17 protein-coding genes are annotated in these 16,530 nt (G+C 40.0%); 13 read left to right on the top strand and 4 right to left on the bottom strand.

Annotated elements, in window-relative coordinates; genetic code table 11:
• Positions 1 to 31: 31 nt before the first annotated feature.
• Both HMPREF9455_RS18105 and HMPREF9455_RS18100 read right to left on the bottom strand, forming a co-directional pair.
• Positions 32 to 814, bottom strand: coding sequence for an NUDIX hydrolase (locus HMPREF9455_RS18105; RefSeq protein WP_006801195.1), 783 nt, complete (start codon positions 812 to 814; stop codon positions 32 to 34).
• An 8-nt stretch (positions 815 to 822) separates the two neighbouring features.
• Entirely contained in the window at positions 823 to 1,668 is an 846-nt protein-coding gene (locus tag HMPREF9455_RS18100; RefSeq protein ID WP_006801194.1) for a hypothetical protein, read from the bottom strand.
• 381 nt (positions 1,669 to 2,049) lie between these two features.
• Between HMPREF9455_RS18100 and HMPREF9455_RS18095 the strand changes: the two genes are divergently transcribed.
• The 5 genes from HMPREF9455_RS18095 (at position 2,050) to HMPREF9455_RS18080 (ending at position 5,366) form a co-directional block, all read left to right on the top strand.
• Positions 2,050 to 3,498, top strand: coding sequence for a CCA tRNA nucleotidyltransferase (locus tag HMPREF9455_RS18095; RefSeq protein WP_006801193.1), 1,449 nt, complete (start codon positions 2,050 to 2,052; stop codon positions 3,496 to 3,498).
• An 85-nt stretch (positions 3,499 to 3,583) separates the two neighbouring features.
• Positions 3,584 to 4,045: a hypothetical protein gene (locus HMPREF9455_RS18090; RefSeq protein WP_006801192.1), complete on the top strand. Its 462-nt coding sequence runs from the start codon at positions 3,584 to 3,586 to the stop codon at positions 4,043 to 4,045.
• Between the two features lie 3 nt (positions 4,046 to 4,048).
• Entirely contained in the window at positions 4,049 to 4,549 is a 501-nt protein-coding gene (locus HMPREF9455_RS18085) for a dihydrofolate reductase (RefSeq protein ID WP_006801191.1), read from the top strand.
• Positions 4,550 to 4,631: 82 nt separating this feature from the next.
• Positions 4,632 to 4,784 carry a 50S ribosomal protein L34 gene (gene rpmH / locus HMPREF9455_RS21170; RefSeq protein WP_081852563.1) on the top strand — a complete coding sequence of 51 codons (153 nt, stop codon included), beginning with the start codon at positions 4,632 to 4,634 and terminating at the stop codon, positions 4,782 to 4,784.
• A gap of 84 nt (positions 4,785 to 4,868) precedes the next feature.
• Positions 4,869 to 5,366 carry a CvpA family protein gene (locus HMPREF9455_RS18080; RefSeq protein ID WP_006801190.1) on the top strand — a complete coding sequence of 166 codons (498 nt, stop codon included), beginning with the start codon at positions 4,869 to 4,871 and terminating at the stop codon, positions 5,364 to 5,366.
• On the opposite strand, the gene trxA is transcribed toward HMPREF9455_RS18080, so the two are convergent.
• The gene (trxA, locus tag HMPREF9455_RS18075) at positions 5,359 to 5,796 is read right to left on the bottom strand and encodes a thioredoxin (protein WP_006801189.1); all 438 of its coding nucleotides are present in this window, start codon (positions 5,794 to 5,796) and stop codon (positions 5,359 to 5,361) included. The two genes, HMPREF9455_RS18080 and trxA, sit on opposite strands and share 8 nt — an antisense overlap.
• 147 nt (positions 5,797 to 5,943) lie before the next feature.
• Between trxA and glsA the strand changes: the two genes are divergently transcribed.
• The 8 genes from glsA (at position 5,944) to groL (ending at position 14,136) form a co-directional block, all read left to right on the top strand.
• Positions 5,944 to 6,774: a lyso-glycine lipid O-acyltransferase GlsA gene (gene glsA, locus HMPREF9455_RS18070; protein WP_006801188.1), complete on the top strand. Its 831-nt coding sequence runs from the start codon at positions 5,944 to 5,946 to the stop codon at positions 6,772 to 6,774.
• A gap of 6 nt (positions 6,775 to 6,780) precedes the next feature.
• On the top strand, positions 6,781 to 7,845 hold the full coding sequence (gene glsB / locus HMPREF9455_RS18065; RefSeq protein WP_006801187.1) for a glycine N(alpha)-acyltransferase GlsB: 1,065 nt from the start codon (positions 6,781 to 6,783) through the stop codon (positions 7,843 to 7,845).
• Positions 7,793 to 8,257 carry a methylated-DNA--[protein]-cysteine S-methyltransferase gene (locus HMPREF9455_RS18060; protein WP_006801186.1) on the top strand — a complete coding sequence of 155 codons (465 nt, stop codon included), beginning with the start codon at positions 7,793 to 7,795 and terminating at the stop codon, positions 8,255 to 8,257. The genes glsB and HMPREF9455_RS18060 overlap by 53 nt, the downstream gene beginning before the upstream one ends.
• On the top strand, positions 8,258 to 8,836 hold the full coding sequence (locus HMPREF9455_RS18055) for a Maf-like protein (protein ID WP_006801185.1): 579 nt from the start codon (positions 8,258 to 8,260) through the stop codon (positions 8,834 to 8,836).
• A 58-nt stretch (positions 8,837 to 8,894) separates the two neighbouring features.
• Positions 8,895 to 10,046, top strand: a complete 1,152-nt coding sequence (locus tag HMPREF9455_RS18050; protein WP_006801184.1) for a sensor histidine kinase — start codon at positions 8,895 to 8,897, stop codon at positions 10,044 to 10,046.
• A gap of 92 nt (positions 10,047 to 10,138) precedes the next feature.
• Complete coding sequence (locus HMPREF9455_RS18045) at positions 10,139 to 11,650, top strand: POT-type proton-dependent oligopeptide transporter (RefSeq protein ID WP_006801183.1); 1,512 nt, start codon at positions 10,139 to 10,141, stop codon at positions 11,648 to 11,650.
• Between the two features lie 464 nt (positions 11,651 to 12,114).
• The gene (locus HMPREF9455_RS18040; RefSeq protein ID WP_006801182.1) at positions 12,115 to 12,384 is read left to right on the top strand and encodes a co-chaperone GroES; all 270 of its coding nucleotides are present in this window, start codon (positions 12,115 to 12,117) and stop codon (positions 12,382 to 12,384) included.
• A 120-nt stretch (positions 12,385 to 12,504) separates the two neighbouring features.
• The gene (gene groL, locus HMPREF9455_RS18035) at positions 12,505 to 14,136 is read left to right on the top strand and encodes a chaperonin GroEL (protein ID WP_006801181.1); all 1,632 of its coding nucleotides are present in this window, start codon (positions 12,505 to 12,507) and stop codon (positions 14,134 to 14,136) included.
• Between the two features lie 150 nt (positions 14,137 to 14,286).
• On the opposite strand, the gene HMPREF9455_RS18030 is transcribed toward groL, so the two are convergent.
• Positions 14,287 to 16,149 carry a hypothetical protein gene (locus HMPREF9455_RS18030; protein WP_006801180.1) on the bottom strand — a complete coding sequence of 621 codons (1,863 nt, stop codon included), beginning with the start codon at positions 16,147 to 16,149 and terminating at the stop codon, positions 14,287 to 14,289.
• Positions 16,150 to 16,530 lie beyond the last annotated feature (381 nt).

Raw genomic sequence — 16,530 nt, 5'->3', positions numbered from 1 at the left:
CTTTTTTGTATTTAATACTATCTTAGTCTATTTAGAAATTATTACTCATCACCTGTATACCGTACTTTTCAGCTTCTGCGTATTTTTCTTTTATAAATGTATACAGATTCGGGGATTTATGCGCTCCCGCTTTTCTTGTTTCATTCAATGGCTGAATATAGCCGATCGACAGCATTTTACGCTGAAAATTACGCCTGTCTATCTCCCGTCCCAGAATGGCTTCATATATACATCTCAGTTCGGGCATAGTGAATTTCTCAGGTAGTAATTCGTAACCCATTGGTATAAATCCGATTTGTCTACGGATAGTGGACATAGCAGTATCTATAATTTCTTTATGATCTGCATATAACGACGGTATTTCATTGATATCGAACCATCCGGCCTCTTCATACTCTTCGTTAGTAAATAATTGAGCTTCGTTATATTTAATGAGGGAATAATATCCCAGGCTGATAAAGCGGTCGGTATACCATTGGCCTTTATCTTCCCGGATATTGAATCGCTTAAGCATATCAGCATTCTCCTCTACGCCTATACGCCCTTTTTTTCCAAAAAAATAGAATTGTCTAAGATACACATCTTCAAGTCCGGTGCGACCTTTTAGTACCCGCAAAGCAGATTCATCGGGATCCTCGTCTTTTGCTACAAAGCCTCCCGGAAGCATCCATTTCTCACTGACTTTAAATTTGCATAATAATACTTTAAGACGACCCGAATCAAAACCCAGTATGATACAATCGACGGATACATTCGGTATGAATATACCCGATCCCTGATCCAGGGTATCAAAAGGTGGCTTTTCTTTTTCCATAAGTTTTTTCATTTGATGACATTGTCCTGGCTTTCTTTGTCTTTTTTATTATCGAGATAATAAATATGATACTCTGCTTTCTCTTTAGCTGTTTTCAGACTGTCGAGTTGTAACATCATTGTTGATAACTGAAAAGATTTAGAAATTGCGGACTTCGTAGTTTGTGATAAGGTGTATGTATATTTTCCCTGTCCCTCGAGTGTAACAGTCAGGGGATTGTTTGAATTTGTGAATATAAATCCAGCTATGCCATTTTCGCTGGGCCCCGCAAAACGGATGATCTCATATTCTTTCCCCATATTAGAGAATCGATAATTAAGACCGTCGTCGGTCACCGCTAACGATTGAGCGAAGGAACCGTCTTTTGCAGATACTTTTATGCGGTTATGTTTTTGTTTTGACCCTACAAAAACACTCTCTATGTATAATACGCCATCCTCTCCTACTCCCGAGCGCAGCATTGTACCGGCAATAACACCACCGGTAAGGCTTTCTTTAGGAATAAACACCCCTGTTTCCTGATATTCTTTGTTACGCTGAAATGAAAAAAGGGTTTTTATTTTATCCAATGTGGGTTCATTCATGGCAATGAGTGAATCGCATTGGGTGATTACCAGCTCGTTCTCTGCCCTTCTTACCGTGTCGAGAAAAGCCAGACTAGCCCGTATCTGGTCAAACGCTTTCGGATACAGGATTTTCACACTGTCTATCTCCTGTTTAGCCAATGTATACTCTTTGTTGGTATAGAGACGACGAGCCGAGTCTAAACGCAGTTTAGCTCCATCATCTTTTGCTCCGCAAGCAAACAAGAAGATAAAGAGAAACACGATTGTATTTCTTAAAATTTTTTGCATAGGATGTTGCTCTGTTTTAGAGAGAAAGTATTCCGGGTAATCTTCTTTAATTGTGTACCAAATTACAAATTATTTTGATTTTAACAGAATTATTCTCAAATAATTTAACTTCTCAACACTAAAAATAGACAAAAACATCTTTCGGCATACACTTTTAACAGGAAAAAGAAAAAGATGTTTTTAATTAGTTGAAATTTATCATCCGGAGATGTATCATTCTTGTTTGATAATTCTTATTGAGGCAGAATTGCGGTATGATAATTGATTAGTAGAATTTATTATCTTTGCACTTTCTAACCTCTCGAAATCAGAGCAATTGTGAGATTTATTACTTAAATAGATTACTCCGTTGGTCAAAGAGAGTTATGCAGTAAAATTGAAATGATAAACCTCAACAATATAGAAATACAGCGTGAGTTGAAAAAGAAGTTCTCCGGGAAAACATTTGAAATAATTTCTCAGGTTGCAGATGATATGCAATTGGAGTGTTATGCTATCGGAGGATATGTCCGTGATATATTTTTACACCGCCCGTCAAAGGATATAGACATTGTTACGGTAGGCAAAGGGATCGAACTGGCTCAGGCTGTGGCCAGGACACTAGGCAAAAAAGCCCATCTCTCTGTATTCAAAAACTTCGGGACAGCACAGATTAAATACAAGGATACCGAAATAGAATTTGTAGGAGCACGCCGCGAATCTTACCAGCGGGATTCCCGTAAGCCGGTTGTAGAAGACGGAACATTGGAAGACGATCAGAATCGCCGCGATTTTACGATAAATGCTTTAGCCGTTTGCCTCAACAAAGACAGGTTCGGGGAATTACTCGATCCGTTCAACGGGCTGAAGGATATGGAAGACCTGATTATACGCACCCCTCTCGATCCGGATATTACATTCAGCGACGATCCGTTGCGGATGATGAGGGCAATCCGTTTTTCTTCACAGCTGGGCTTCAATATCGAGCCGGGAACATTCGATGCCATCACGCGTAACAAAGACCGCATCGGTATAATATCGGGCGAACGTATCATTGATGAATTAAATAAGATCGTACTGTCTCCCAAACCGTCTGTCGGATTTCTTCAACTCGACCAGACAGGCCTCTTAGCAATTATATTTCCGGAATTAGTGGCACTCAAAGGTGCTGAGACTAAAGAGGGGGTCGGGCATAAGGACAACTTTTATCACACATTGGTAGTTCTGGATAATATCTCGAAGAAAACGGACGACCTGTGGTTGCGCTGGTCTGCTATCCTGCATGATATAGCCAAGCCTGCAACCAAACGTTTTGATAAAAAGCTGGGATGGACTTTCCACAATCATAATTTTATAGGAGAAAAGATGATTCCGGGAATATTCCGCAGGATGAAACTTCCCCTGAATGAGAAAATGAAGTATGTGCAAAAGATGGTGACATTGCATATGCGTCCGCAGGTACTTGTGGATGAAGACATAACCGACTCGGCTGTGCGCCGCTTATTGTTTGAGGCCGGAGATGACATTGAAGACCTGATGACGTTGTGCGAAGCTGATATAACATCTAAAAATCCGGAGAAGGTACGCCGTTATTTACGAAACTTTGAACTGGTACGCCATAAATTAAAGGATATAGAAGAGAAAGACCACGTACGTAATTTTCAGCCGCCGATCGGTGGCGAAGAAATTATGGAGATATTCGGACTCGCTCCGGGTGTGGAAGTAGGTCGGTTGAAATCATCTGTAAAAGACGCTATCCTTGATGGTGTTATATCGAATGAATATGACGCCGCTTATGAATATCTGGTTGCAAAAGCTAAAAAGATGGGGTTAAAACCGAAGGAGAAATAAAATTTCGTAGTTTGTTGTGGATTTATTTACTAATTTGCCTCTTATTAAGAAAAGCAAATTACCTGAATCTAAAAGAAACAACATTATGAAAACTAGATTTTTTATCGTTCTGGCTTTAATTATCCTGACAGGATGTAGTTCTTCGAAACAATCGGCTAAGAAAGGCTGGGGTACTTACGGTAGTCCTAATGTAGAGCAAAAACTCTTGAATAATGAAACTTTCGTGGTCGACGTTTACAGCGATGATGCCACATACGGATACACTCAGGAGAATCCGATAATGGTGGGAGGTGGTGTCCTTAGTGGCGCCAGAAACGAAAGACGGTTTCTGAATGCGCTGATGGGGCCGGACGGAGAGCCGATCACCTATACAAGACTGGGAAGCTGTTGTGGGTTCAAAACAAAAAACGGATTATTGGATGATGGCGGACTTCTTGATATGTATCAGGTTGCGCACAAAGGTTTGGAGAAAGAAGTTATCTTATATATTAATATGTACGACTCGGATACATTGAAGATCCCTGTCGGATTTAAGAAGAAAAAATAAAATATGACAGTAAAATCCATTATAGTAGCAACGGATGAAAAAAATGCAATAGGCAAGGATAATAACCTGCTTTGTCATCTGCCTAATGATCTGAAATATTTCAAAAAAATAACGGATGGCCACCCTGTAATAATGGGACGGAAAACATTTGAGTCGTTGCCTAAAGGGGCTTTACCCAACAGACGGAACATTGTAATTACCAAGAATAAAGAATTACATTTCGACAGGTGCGAGATGTGTTCTTCTATTGAAGAAGCTGTTGCGTTATGTAAAGACGAACCTGAAATATTCTTTATCGGCGGCGGTTCTGTATACAAGGAAGTTATCGATGTCGCCGACAAACTATATCTGACCCGCATCCATCACAGGTTCGAAGATGCCGATACTTTCTTTCCCCTGGTTGATCCTCAATTGTGGGTGGAAGTATCGAAGGAAGATCATCCTATGGATGAGAAACATAAATATGCATATAGTTTTATAACTTTCGAGAAAATAAAACGTTAATATTCTTGCTTATATTAAATAAACATCCTATTTTTGCAACCCGAAACTGAACAAGAAATAATAACAGAAAATATATATAGCGATGAAAAGAACTTTTCAACCATCAAACAGAAAGAGAAAAAACAAACATGGTTTTCGCTCAAGAATGGCTACAGCAAACGGACGTAGAGTGCTTGCAGCCCGTAGAGCCAAAGGTAGAGCTAAACTTTCAGTTTCAGACGAATACAGCAAATAATATTTGTAAAAAGACATTTTGCTCAGGCAAACAAAGTAGGAATTAGTATTAATTCTTACTTTTGTTGTTTATAGATAGACCTTTATGGAGTTGAACTGGTTCGATCTGGTAGTTGTAATTCTCGTATTGGTAACGCTGATAAAAGGATTCTTTTCGGGATTGGTGATGCAAATCGCTTCTCTCGCAGGGATTATATTGGGTGCTATCTTCGCCGGAAAACTATCGGAATACATCGCCCCCTGGCTTATTAATCTGATCGATGGGTCGCCCCATATAATAGGGCCTCTTTCATATATTGTAGCATTCATAGCGATATTGGTTGCATTGTTCTTTGCAGGTAAGTTACTCGAATCTTTTGTGGATGCACTGAAAATGACTATATTGAACCGATTGGCGGGAGCCTTGTTCTGTGCCGCAAAGTGGATTGTGGTATTCAGTATTGCCTTGAATCTTGTGGCCGAGTTTGACCAACATAAGCGAATAATAAAAGAGGATGTGCGTGAGAAATCCCATACCTACCCTCTTGTAACTGAAATAGCAAAGACCGTGATTCCGTACCTGCGTTTCGACTGGATCAGTTAGCTTTCTTTGCGGAGTATTCCTTGATTACTTCGACCAGTCTATCTTTCGATACCAGTCCCATAATGCGGTCCACTTCTTTTCCATCTTTGTAAACGACTATGGTAGGCAATGCCTGTATGCCCTTGTCTATCGAGAATTTCTTGTAATTGTCTACATTTACCTTGCCTATCTTAACAGAATCCTTGTATTCCGTAGCAATTTCATCCAAGATTGGAGCCATGCGGCGGCAAGGGCCACACCATGCTGCCCAGAAGTCTACAAAGACGAGCCCTTTGGAAGTTTCACTCTCATAATTTGATGCGGATAATGTTACGACAGGCGATTTTCCTTTCGGTTCATCTTTAATCTCTCCCGATACATTGAGACTTGTCAGGGTGAATATGCCTAACAATGCGATGCTGAGGATAGAAAATAATATTCTGTTTTTCATTATTCTATTATTATATATTTTGTAATAAGAACACAAATATAATAGGTAAAATCAATTAAAACATATCAGTTATGACTATTTATTGATTTTTTGAAGTAATAATAACTCAAAATCAATTAATTTTGTGATTCATATGATTTTTCAGAAATGGCTCAAGAACCACTTATACTGAATTTAGATAAAGTACTGGAAGAAAAAGCTCCGAAAATTTATAATAAAATACCACGCTTTATTATAAATTATCTGAAGCGTAAGGTTCATATCGATGAGTTAAATGAAATACTCAGGATATATGCAGATAAGGAAGGTGTCGATTTTATGCAGGCCGTAGTCGGCTATTTCAATCTTACACTGGAGGTGAACGGGCTGGAGAATATACCGCAAGACAGACGTTTTATATTTGCATCCAATCACCCGTTAGGAGGGCTCGACGGCATTTGCCTCTCGGCTATAATTGGAGAAAAGTACAATAAGAAGATAAAGTATGTGGTAAACGATGTATTGTATTTCATCCGGAATCTGCAACCGATTTTTCTTCCGGTTAATAAATACGGCCGGCAGTCGAAGCAGGCAACCCTTACATTGAATGAAGCTTATGACTCCGATGATCAGATCATCACTTTTCCCGCAGGTCTTTGCTCCCGCAGGGAAAAGGGACAGATATACGATTTGCCGTGGCAAAAGAATTTTATACTGAAAGCCATTGAATCCAGGAGAGATGTTGTTCCTGTCTACTTTGATGGGAAAAATTCAAATTTCTTTTATAGATTTGCAAATATAAGAAAGCGGTTAGGGCTAAAGTTCAATGTGGAATTGATACTTTTGCCCGACGAAATGTTTAAAAATAAAGATACAAGTTTTTCTATTACATTTGGCGAGCCAATTCCGTATTCAACTTTCGACAATTCGAAAAGCGCTTCGCAATGGGCCGGCTATGTAAAAGATAAAACATATAAGTTAGCGAAATCAAACAGATAATATTAGATGGAAAAAATCATCTCACCAATAGATAAAAGTCTCTTAAAAGCCGAATTGACGAAGGATAAACTTCTGAGGCATACCAATAAGGCGAATAACGAGATTTATATAATCACACATCACAATTCGCCTAATGTGATGCTGGAAATAGGCCGTCTGCGTGAGATCGCATTCCGTTATTACGGGGGAGGAACAGGATTGTCTACCGATATTGACGAGTATGATACAATGGACAATCCGTACAAGCAGCTAATAGTATGGAATCCCGACGCGGAAGAAATAATAGGAGGATACCGTTTTATCTGCGGGCCGGATATTTGTTTCGATGATAATGGCGAACCGGTTCTGGCTACCTCCCATCTGTTTCATTTCTCCAAGAAGTTTATAAAAGAATACCTGCCTTATACGTTCGAGCTCGGACGCTCATTTGTCACATTGGAATATCAGTCCACTCTTGCAGGGTCGAAAGGTATATTCGCACTCGATAATCTTTGGGATGGATTGGGGGCATTGTCTGTGGCAGACCCGTCTATGAAATATTTTTTCGGAAAAGTGACCATGTACGATACTTACAATACTCAGGCCCGTGATATGATCCTTTATTTTCTGGGTAAGTATTTCCCCGATCCTGATAAGTTGGTTTGGCCGAAGCAGGCACTTCAGATAGAAACAGAAGAAAAGAAACTTATTCGTTTGTTCGATGAGGATACTTTTAAGGCTGATTATAAAATCTTAAATACATCTGTCCGCAGGTTAGGGCTTAACATTCCGCCACTCGTAAATGCTTATATGAGCCTTTCACCTCAGATGAAAGTATTCGGTACGGCCGTAAACGATACTTTTGGCAACGTAGAAGAAACGGGCATACTTATCAATGTGGATGAAATACTGGAAGAAAAAAAGAAACGCCATATAGAATCATACCTGAGAGACAAACCGTCGAAACGTTTCCTTAAACGCCTGCGCCAGATGATAAACTGGAGTTGGTCGAAATACGAAGATAAACCAAAGAAAAAAAATGAAGGCTTTTTTACAATCTCCCGTCGGAGTAATAGAAATAGAAGAGACTAACGGCTTTATTTCTGCTCTGCGGATTGTCTCAGAAATGAAACAAACGGATACGATCTTAGCTCCGGTTCTTGATGAGGCTATAACGCAACTGAAAGAATACTTTGCCGGTGAGCGCAAAATATTCGACTTGCCTTTGGCTCAGGAAGGGACTTCTTTTCAAGAAAAAGCCTGGGATTATCTAAATACTATTCCGTATGGGGAAACCGTCTCCTACAAAGAAGAAGCAATAAGTATAGGCTCTCCGAAAGGGTGCCGGGCTGTCGGCTCCGCGAATGGGAAAAACAATATAGCCATAATCGTTCCTTGCCACCGTGTAGTGAATGAAGGCGGGAAGCTGGGCGGATATGCCTACGGCCTTGAAGTGAAAAAGAAATTATTGGAATTGGAAAGCCGTCAAAAAAACTTGTTCTGAATGCTCGATTTGTCAAAATATAAGATCATACTTGCATCCAATTCACCTCGCAGAAAGGAACTTCTTTCAGGGTTGGATATTGCTTACGAAATAAAAACGCTTCCCGATATCGACGAATCATATCCTGACAATCTGCACGGAGAAGATATCGCTATCTATATCGCAAAGGAAAAAGCAAACGCATACAAGGCCTGTATGAAGGATAATACACTTCTTATAACAGCGGACACAATCGTTCTCCTCGATGGAAAGGTATATGGCAAACCTCTTGATGAGGAGGATGCCAAACAAATGCTCCACGATCTTTCGGGTAAGACGCATTCGGTGGTAACAGGCGTTTGTGTAGCAACAAAGGATAAGCAGAAGGCATTCGGCGTCTCATCCGAAGTGAGATTTGCAAGGCTCGAAGAAGATGAAATAGAATATTATGTAACGAAATATAAGCCGTTGGATAAGGCCGGGGCATATGGTGTGCAGGAATGGATCGGTTATATCGCCGTGGAATATATTTCGGGGTCTTATTTCAACATTATGGGATTACCCATACAACGCTTGTATCAGGAACTGAAGAAATTCTGATAATCAATATTATTCCCGTCGAAAATGCGTTAAAGAATAAAACAATTATCTTTATTGCATGAAAATATTTGAGAACAATAGGCTCTTATTGCGGTACATCCTTATTATAGTGGCTATAATAATAGCTTTCGGGTCGCTTATTGTCTCTCATTACCTGGTAAAAGACCTTTCGAAAGAAGAACGCAACAAGATCGAGATCTGGGCTGAGGCCACTAAAGAAATGGCCAGTAATACCGAAAATCTGAATATGAACCTGGTAGTCCAGATTCTGAAAAGCAACACGACTATCCCCGTCATTTTATATGACAAGAAAGATAACTACTATACTTCCACAAATATAGAACTTCCCGAAACCGATGAACAGGAGTTTCTGAAACAGCAGTCCCGAACTTTTGAAAAGAGACATAAACCCATTGTTATCGAAGTTGAGGATTTTGACCAGTATGTATATTACGACGATTCTTACACCCTAAAGCGGTTACAATTATATCCGTATGTTCAGGTGAGTGTACTGATCATATTTATGATAACTGCCTTTTTTGCATTGTTTACCACGATGCGAATGGAACAGGACCGCCTTTGGGTAGGTCTGTCGAAAGAAACGGCACATCAGTTAGGAACGCCGATATCATCATTGCTGGCATGGCTGGAATATCTGAAATTAAAAAATGCCGATCAGTCTATCTTGTTGGATATGGAAAAAGATGTGAACCGCCTGCAAATGATAACGGACAGGTTCTCGAAAATAGGTTCTGCTCCATCTTTGGAACGAAAGGATATAAATGAAATCGTAACTCAATCTATAACCTATCTTGAAAAGCGAATTTCGAAAAAAGTCATTTTTGAACTTCAGTTGTCATCTGCACCTCTTTATGCAAACGTAAGTGAGCCTTTATTAAGCTGGGTGATAGAGAATCTGACAAAAAATGCAGTGGATGCAATGGAAGGTCAGGGCGAGATCATTTACACCTTGTCCGATAAAGGTAAAATAATAAGCCTGGATATACGGGATACGGGAAAAGGCATTCCTAAATCAAAATTCAAAACGATCTTCAGTCCGGGATTTACCACAAAGAAAAGGGGATGGGGACTGGGGCTTTCTCTGGCAAAGCGCATTATAGAATCGTACCATAGAGGTAAAATTTATGTGAAGTCATCGGAGATAGGTGTCGGCACTACTTTTTGTATTGAGTTAAAAAGGTCTAATTAACATATTCCGTAAAGCGCATAACCTTTCTAAACAGGATTATTTTCTTATTTTTGTGACGATTCGTTTAAATTTTAACAATTCTATCAAATCTAATGACTAAATTTTCAAGGGCCTTTTGGGTTGCCAATTCCGTCGAACTGCTCGAACGGCTGGCGTATTATGCGATTTTTATTTCACTAACATTATATTTATCAAATGTATGGGGCTTTTCAGATGTTGAAGCCGGTATTATTGCCGGTTCATTCTCAGCACTATTATATTTTCTCCCTACCTTTCTAGGTGCATATTCTGATAAGATCGGATTTAGAAGAGCAATAATGACCGCTTTTGCCTTATTAACTATCGGATATTTCGCTCTGGGCCTTATCCCTACCTTTCTGGAAAGTTCAGGGCTTGTAAGTTATGGAGCTGCTAATGCTGTCGGTCTGAATCAGGATTTATCTGAAACGGAACCGGGAAGCATTATTGCTATATTCCGTTCATTTTTCAAATGGATAGGAGTTGGAAATTTTGACAGATATACAACATTTACCGGACTTAGAGAGAGCGTACATCAATGGTCTATTATCCCTATACTATTATTTATAGTGGTGGGAGGAGCATTTATCAAGTCGGTTATATCCGGCACAGTAGCCAAAGAAACTACATCGGAAACCCGTGCCAGAGGATTTGCCATATTCTATATGATGGTCAATATAGGTGCGTTCACCGGGAAAACAATTGTAGATCCTCTTCGCAAAAGTATCGGAGATCAGGGTTTGGTTTATCTGAACTATTTTTCAGCAACAATGACTTTGATAGCACTGGTTGTGGTCTTTTTCATGTATAAATCGACTAAGACGGAAGGACAGGGTAAAAGTCTCTCCGAAATATGGGCTGCGTTAATTAAGGTTTGTCAGAATGGACGTCTCGTTGCGCTTATTCTAATAACCAGTGGTTTCTGGATTGTACAACAGCAGATGTATGCATCTATGCCTAAGTATGTTATCAGAATGGTAGGACAAGATGCCTCGCCGGGATGGATTGCCAATGTAAATCCTTTTGTCGTCTTTTTATTGGTGAATTTAGTGACAACTATAATGAAGAAAAGAACACCTTTGGCCTCAATTATGGTTGGGATGTTTATAATTCCTGTATCGGCCCTGTTAATGGCGTTCGGAAATATGATGGGAGGCGAACTGATTGCTGTAGGGGGATTGTTTACGATACATCCGATAACTCTTATGCTGATTGTCGGTATTGCTTTTCAGGCTTTGGCCGAATGTTTTATATCACCTCGTTTCCTCGAATATTTTTCTTTACAGTCTCCAAAAGGAGAAGAAGGGCTCTATTTAGGTTTTAGTCACCTGCATTCATTTGTATCCTCATTGGTGAGTTTTATTGTTGCAGGGTTCTTGTTGGAGATGTTTTGTCCTGATCCTTTATCTGAAAGATTTGCTAATTCTACGAATTTTGCTGCCGACTATGCTGCCGCAACTGCCAATGCGCACTATTTATGGTATGTCTTTTTCGTTATCGGATTAGTTTCTGCCATCGCACTTGTCATATATGGACGGGTAGTGAGAAATCTGGATAAAAAGAAACTGAACCCGGAGACTGAATAATAATAAATTACTTTATCTATATGTGTAGCTTATGGCTAATAGCTGTTAGCTTATCGTTCTTTGAAAAAAATAATTAGCAAATAAGTGAAATAGTGTAACCTTTGTTACCTTTTGAAGAAAGTTAGAAGTTACGAGTGGACAAGAAACGAGATACAAGTTGTTGACTGATGACTGTTAACTGACGGGATTCTTTACTCAGCAAGCAAATTATTAATTTTTCATTCTTAATTATTAATTGCTTCCAGTGTTACCTTTGTCACTTTTTAACAAGGAGTAAGCTGAAGAAGACGTATTTATATTAACTGTTAATTTATGACTGTTAACAGCAAATGACTACTTGTCAGTTTTCATACGTTCCTTATCCTGCTTTTTTGACAGAAATATACTTTGGCACGCATTTCGCTTATCTCTAATCAGAAAATATTTAAAATTTAATATATAACAATTTAAAATCTTAAAGAATCATGAGTATTAAACCATTAGCAGACAGAGTGCTTGTAAAACCGGCCGCTGCAGAAGAAAAAAGTGTGGGAGGTATCATTATTCCTGATACTGCAAAAGAAAAACCGCTTAAAGGCGAAGTAATTGCCGTAGGAAATGGAACAAAGGACGAAGATATGGTGGTAAAACCGAAAGACAATGTGCTTTATGGTAAATATGCCGGAACTGAAATAGAACTGGAAGGTCAGGTTTACCTCATCATGCGTCAGTCGGATATTCTTGCAATTATTTAATTGCGAGTGTACTAGATAAAAGTTTACCAGCCTGCTAGAATTGCTTATAACTCTAATGACTAGTAAACTATCAAATCCTAGTAAACCAGTAAACTAGAAATCTTTAAAACTAAAAATAAAATGGCAAAAGAAATCAAATTTAATATAGATGCTCGCGACGAGCTCAAAAAAGGTGTTGATGCATTGGCTAATGCTGTAAAAGTAACCCTTGGGCCTAAAGGCCGTAATGTAATTCTGGATAAGAAATTCGGCGCGCCTCACATTACAAAGGACGGTGTAACTGTTGCTAAAGAAATAGAACTGGAAGAACCATTCCAGAACATGGGAGCACAACTTGTAAAAGAAGTAGCTTCTAAAACAAACGACGATGCCGGTGACGGAACAACTACTGCTACAGTATTGGCACAGTCAATCGTTAGCGTAGGCCTTAAAAACGTTACCGCAGGAGCAAATCCAATGGATTTGAAACGTGGTATCGATAAAGCCGTGGTTAAAGTTGTTGAGAACATCAAAGCGCAATCGGTAACAGTAGGCGATGACCTGCAAAAAATAGAGAACGTAGCTAAAATTTCTGCAAACGGCGATGAAACCATCGGTAAGCTGATTGCTGAAGCGATGGGTAAAGTGAAAAAAGAAGGCGTTATCACAGTTGAAGAAGCAAAAGGTACCGAAACATACGTTGACGTAGTAGAAGGTATGCAATTCGACAGAGGTTATATTTCTCCTTACTTTGTAACTGATACAGAGAAAATGGAAGCTGACCTTGAAAACCCGTATATACTGATCCACGATAAGAAGATTTCTGTATTGAAAGATATCCTTCCAATACTTGAAGCTGCTCTTAAATCGGGCCGTTCACTGCTTATCATTGCTGAAGATATCGATTCAGAGGCTTTGACCACATTAGTAGTAAACCGTCTTCGCGCAGGCTTGAAAATAGCTGCCGTTAAAGCTCCGGGCTTCGGAGACCGCCGCAAGGAAATGCTGGAAGATATCGCTATCCTTACAGGAGGTACAGTGATCACAGAAGAAAGAGGTCTTTCTCTGGAAGCTGCTACTCTCGATATGCTTGGTACTGCTGATAAGATTACTATCAACAAGGACAATACTACTATCGTAAACGGAGCCGGAGCAAAAGAAGCCATCGCTGCGCGTGTAGGCCAGATCCGTTCACAGATGGAGAAAACAACATCGGATTACGATAAGGAAAAACTGCAGGAACGTCTTGCTAAATTGGCAGGTGGTGTAGCAGTTCTTTATGTTGGCGCCGCTTCTGAAGTGGAAATGAAGGAAAAGAAAGACCGTGTTGACGATGCTCTTTCCGCAACCCGTGCCGCTATCGAAGAAGGTACTGTACCGGGAGGTGGTGTAGCTTACATCCGTGCTATCGATGCTCTTGAAAACATGAAGGGCGAAAATGAAGATGAAACTACAGGTATCGAAATCGTAAAACGCGCTATCGAGGAACCTCTTCGTCAGATTGTAGCTAACAGCGGAAAAGAAGGAGCTGTCGTAGTTCAGAAAATACGTGAAGGTAAAGGAGATTACGGTTACAATGCACGTACGGATGTTTATGAAAATCTGAATGCAGCCGGAGTAATCGATCCTGCCAAAGTGGCTCGTGTCGCTCTTGAAAACGCAGCTTCTATTGCAGGTATGTTCCTTACTACTGAGTGTATCATAGCTGATAAGAAAGAAGAAAACCCTGCTCCAATGCCTCCAATGGGCGGTGGAATGGGCGGAATGATGTAATCAATCCAATCTAACATACCATTAAAAGTAAAGCGGACAATTCTTTGAATTGTCCGCTTTCGCTTTTATTAGGTTTACTCTTGCAGGCTTGCGCCAAAGAGGGCACTTCCGGCAATAGATACGACCTGATCCATATTCTGCTTATACTAATTAATAAGGATTAATTCCGCTAACCGCCGCCTTTCGAATCATAAATGCCATTGCATTTAGTTCTAAAGCCGCATTATAAACATAACGGTTGTTGGTACTGCCGGGCCCATAAAGTTTAGATGCAGGCAAGTTGTTCCTGTAAATTGCAGGATATGCACCGGTGCTTGTATCACTGGTACTGGCCCCTGTACTATCCCCAAAATATACAAAGTTTTTACTATTATTGTACCATACAATTGATATGACGGGATCTATACCGGGTTTTGACGTGGACTGCGCTGTACAAATTTGTACGGAGTTTGGAGGCAAAGAAGACATTACAATAGAGTAATTAGAAGTATTATCCTCACCCCAATACATTCCCGCAAGATTACCGAATGGCCCGTTTATGATAGGATCAGAAGAATTGTTTGCTATTGGATATACATTATCATCCCCTCCTCCTGTTTGATTCTGAGCCGGTGATATTCCAAAAAGACCACTCATCAATGTATTGACGGCAGTGGCTGTATTATCAGAGGAACCATATATTACACAACCTCCCGCATTGATATAATTAAGAAGTGCCGTAGTTAATGCAGATGTCGGATCCGCACCATATGCGAAGTATAAAACAACATCAGGATATTTACCACCATTTATGCCGTTGGTTAGATTAGTTGTAGCGGTGGATGTACTGGTAGTACTCCATAATTGTTTAAAACTTTTTATCCTTACGAGGCCATCAGGGCTAAAGCTGGCGGAACCCGTATTCGATAGAGCATTTGTTCTTGGTGTTGCAGCCCAGGACCAAACTCCGCTGCCTATTATCGCATAGGTCATATCCGGCAATATGATAGGAATCAAGACGGAACATTCCGCAGAACCCAGCGATGTATTTGCTTTTATTACGACCTGAAAGTCTTCATTTATGGTAGGGATTCCGGTACCCGGCAATTCTACGGTTTGTGTTCCTGTAGCGGCAAATGACCCCGAAGCCCTAAAACTGATGCCATTTTTTGTTTCCGTATAAATATTATATGAGCCCGGTTGGGATACATTGATATTCATTCTTATTTTATTCGAAGTTGTTAAAGCCTGGCCCTTGAAAAATTGACCTTGTACCACAGCCGATGAGCAGACCATCGTATAGGCGGCAACCATTTCCTGTACCGTTATTTCCGGCTCACAACCGGAAACCAGACTTATTCCACTGAATGTCAATTTATCCGTTTGTACTAAAGCCGGTGTTCCCTGTGCCGGTACTTTAACTGTTAATGTCCCTGTTTCCAAAGCGACCCCTGTGTAATAAAAACTATAGCCGTTGCCGGATAAGACTGAAATAACGAAAGAACCTTTTTTGGTTACAGTCAGGTCTATTTCCAGATAGTTGTTATTGTTGGCAGGTACTCCTTCTATGTAGGAACCGTTTATCCGGATAGCGGAACAGTTTACAGGCTGGATAATTGCCGCTCCGTCCTGATTCAATTTCACCCATTCATCAATCTGCCACATATATAAGCCTTCATCCATATTGATGGCGTCAGGGTTGACGTTATAAACAACCATTCCCGTCGCTTTCAGCTTCTCTTCGGCTGTGGATTCGTCGGACCATACTCCGGAGCCATCGTCGGAACCGCCATATAAAGGTGTAAGTTTAGAAGCGTCGCGAAGGAAAACCTTTGGATGCAGGACTCCTTTTGTAGAATTTTCGAGACTGACCACATCCTGTGTAGGACTTGTGACATCTCTTTCTTTAAAATCCAATAATGCCCCTCTCTCGGGAGGAGTTCCTGCCCCTATTGTCACCTGGGCGGATAAATTTGTATTTCCTGACAGAATTAGCAGGAGGAACAGAGATAAAATCGATAGTTTTGTTTTCATAACTTTCTTTAGTTTAGTTAAGTATGCATGTCATTAATATCTTATTACCGGTGAGTTGTATTATGCAGGAAAAATTCAATGCTCCAAAGTATTTATTTACCACTTTCACAAGCAATAGACAAAAAAATGAAGATAAATTTATCGAAGACAATAAACGACAAAGCGCAGGCTTCTTTGAAGACATTGAATTTTTATATATGCTTTTTTTGTTTTTTGTGGCCGGAATGGTTAATATGTGCGCATATACACACATTACGCGTGCGTATATTGTACGTGTAATGCTAAAGTATGGATATAAAAATATCAGACGAACCTGAAAGGACTCGCAAAGTTGAATGTAGGAAAAAAGATTTGAATTAACACTTAGTCTCTCTCTCTCTC

Source organism: Dysgonomonas gadei ATCC BAA-286 (assembly GCF_000213555.1).
In the GTDB taxonomy this organism is placed as follows: Bacteria; Bacteroidota; Bacteroidia; order Bacteroidales; family Dysgonomonadaceae; genus Dysgonomonas; species Dysgonomonas gadei.
This window is presented reverse-complemented; position numbering and strand designations above follow the sequence as displayed.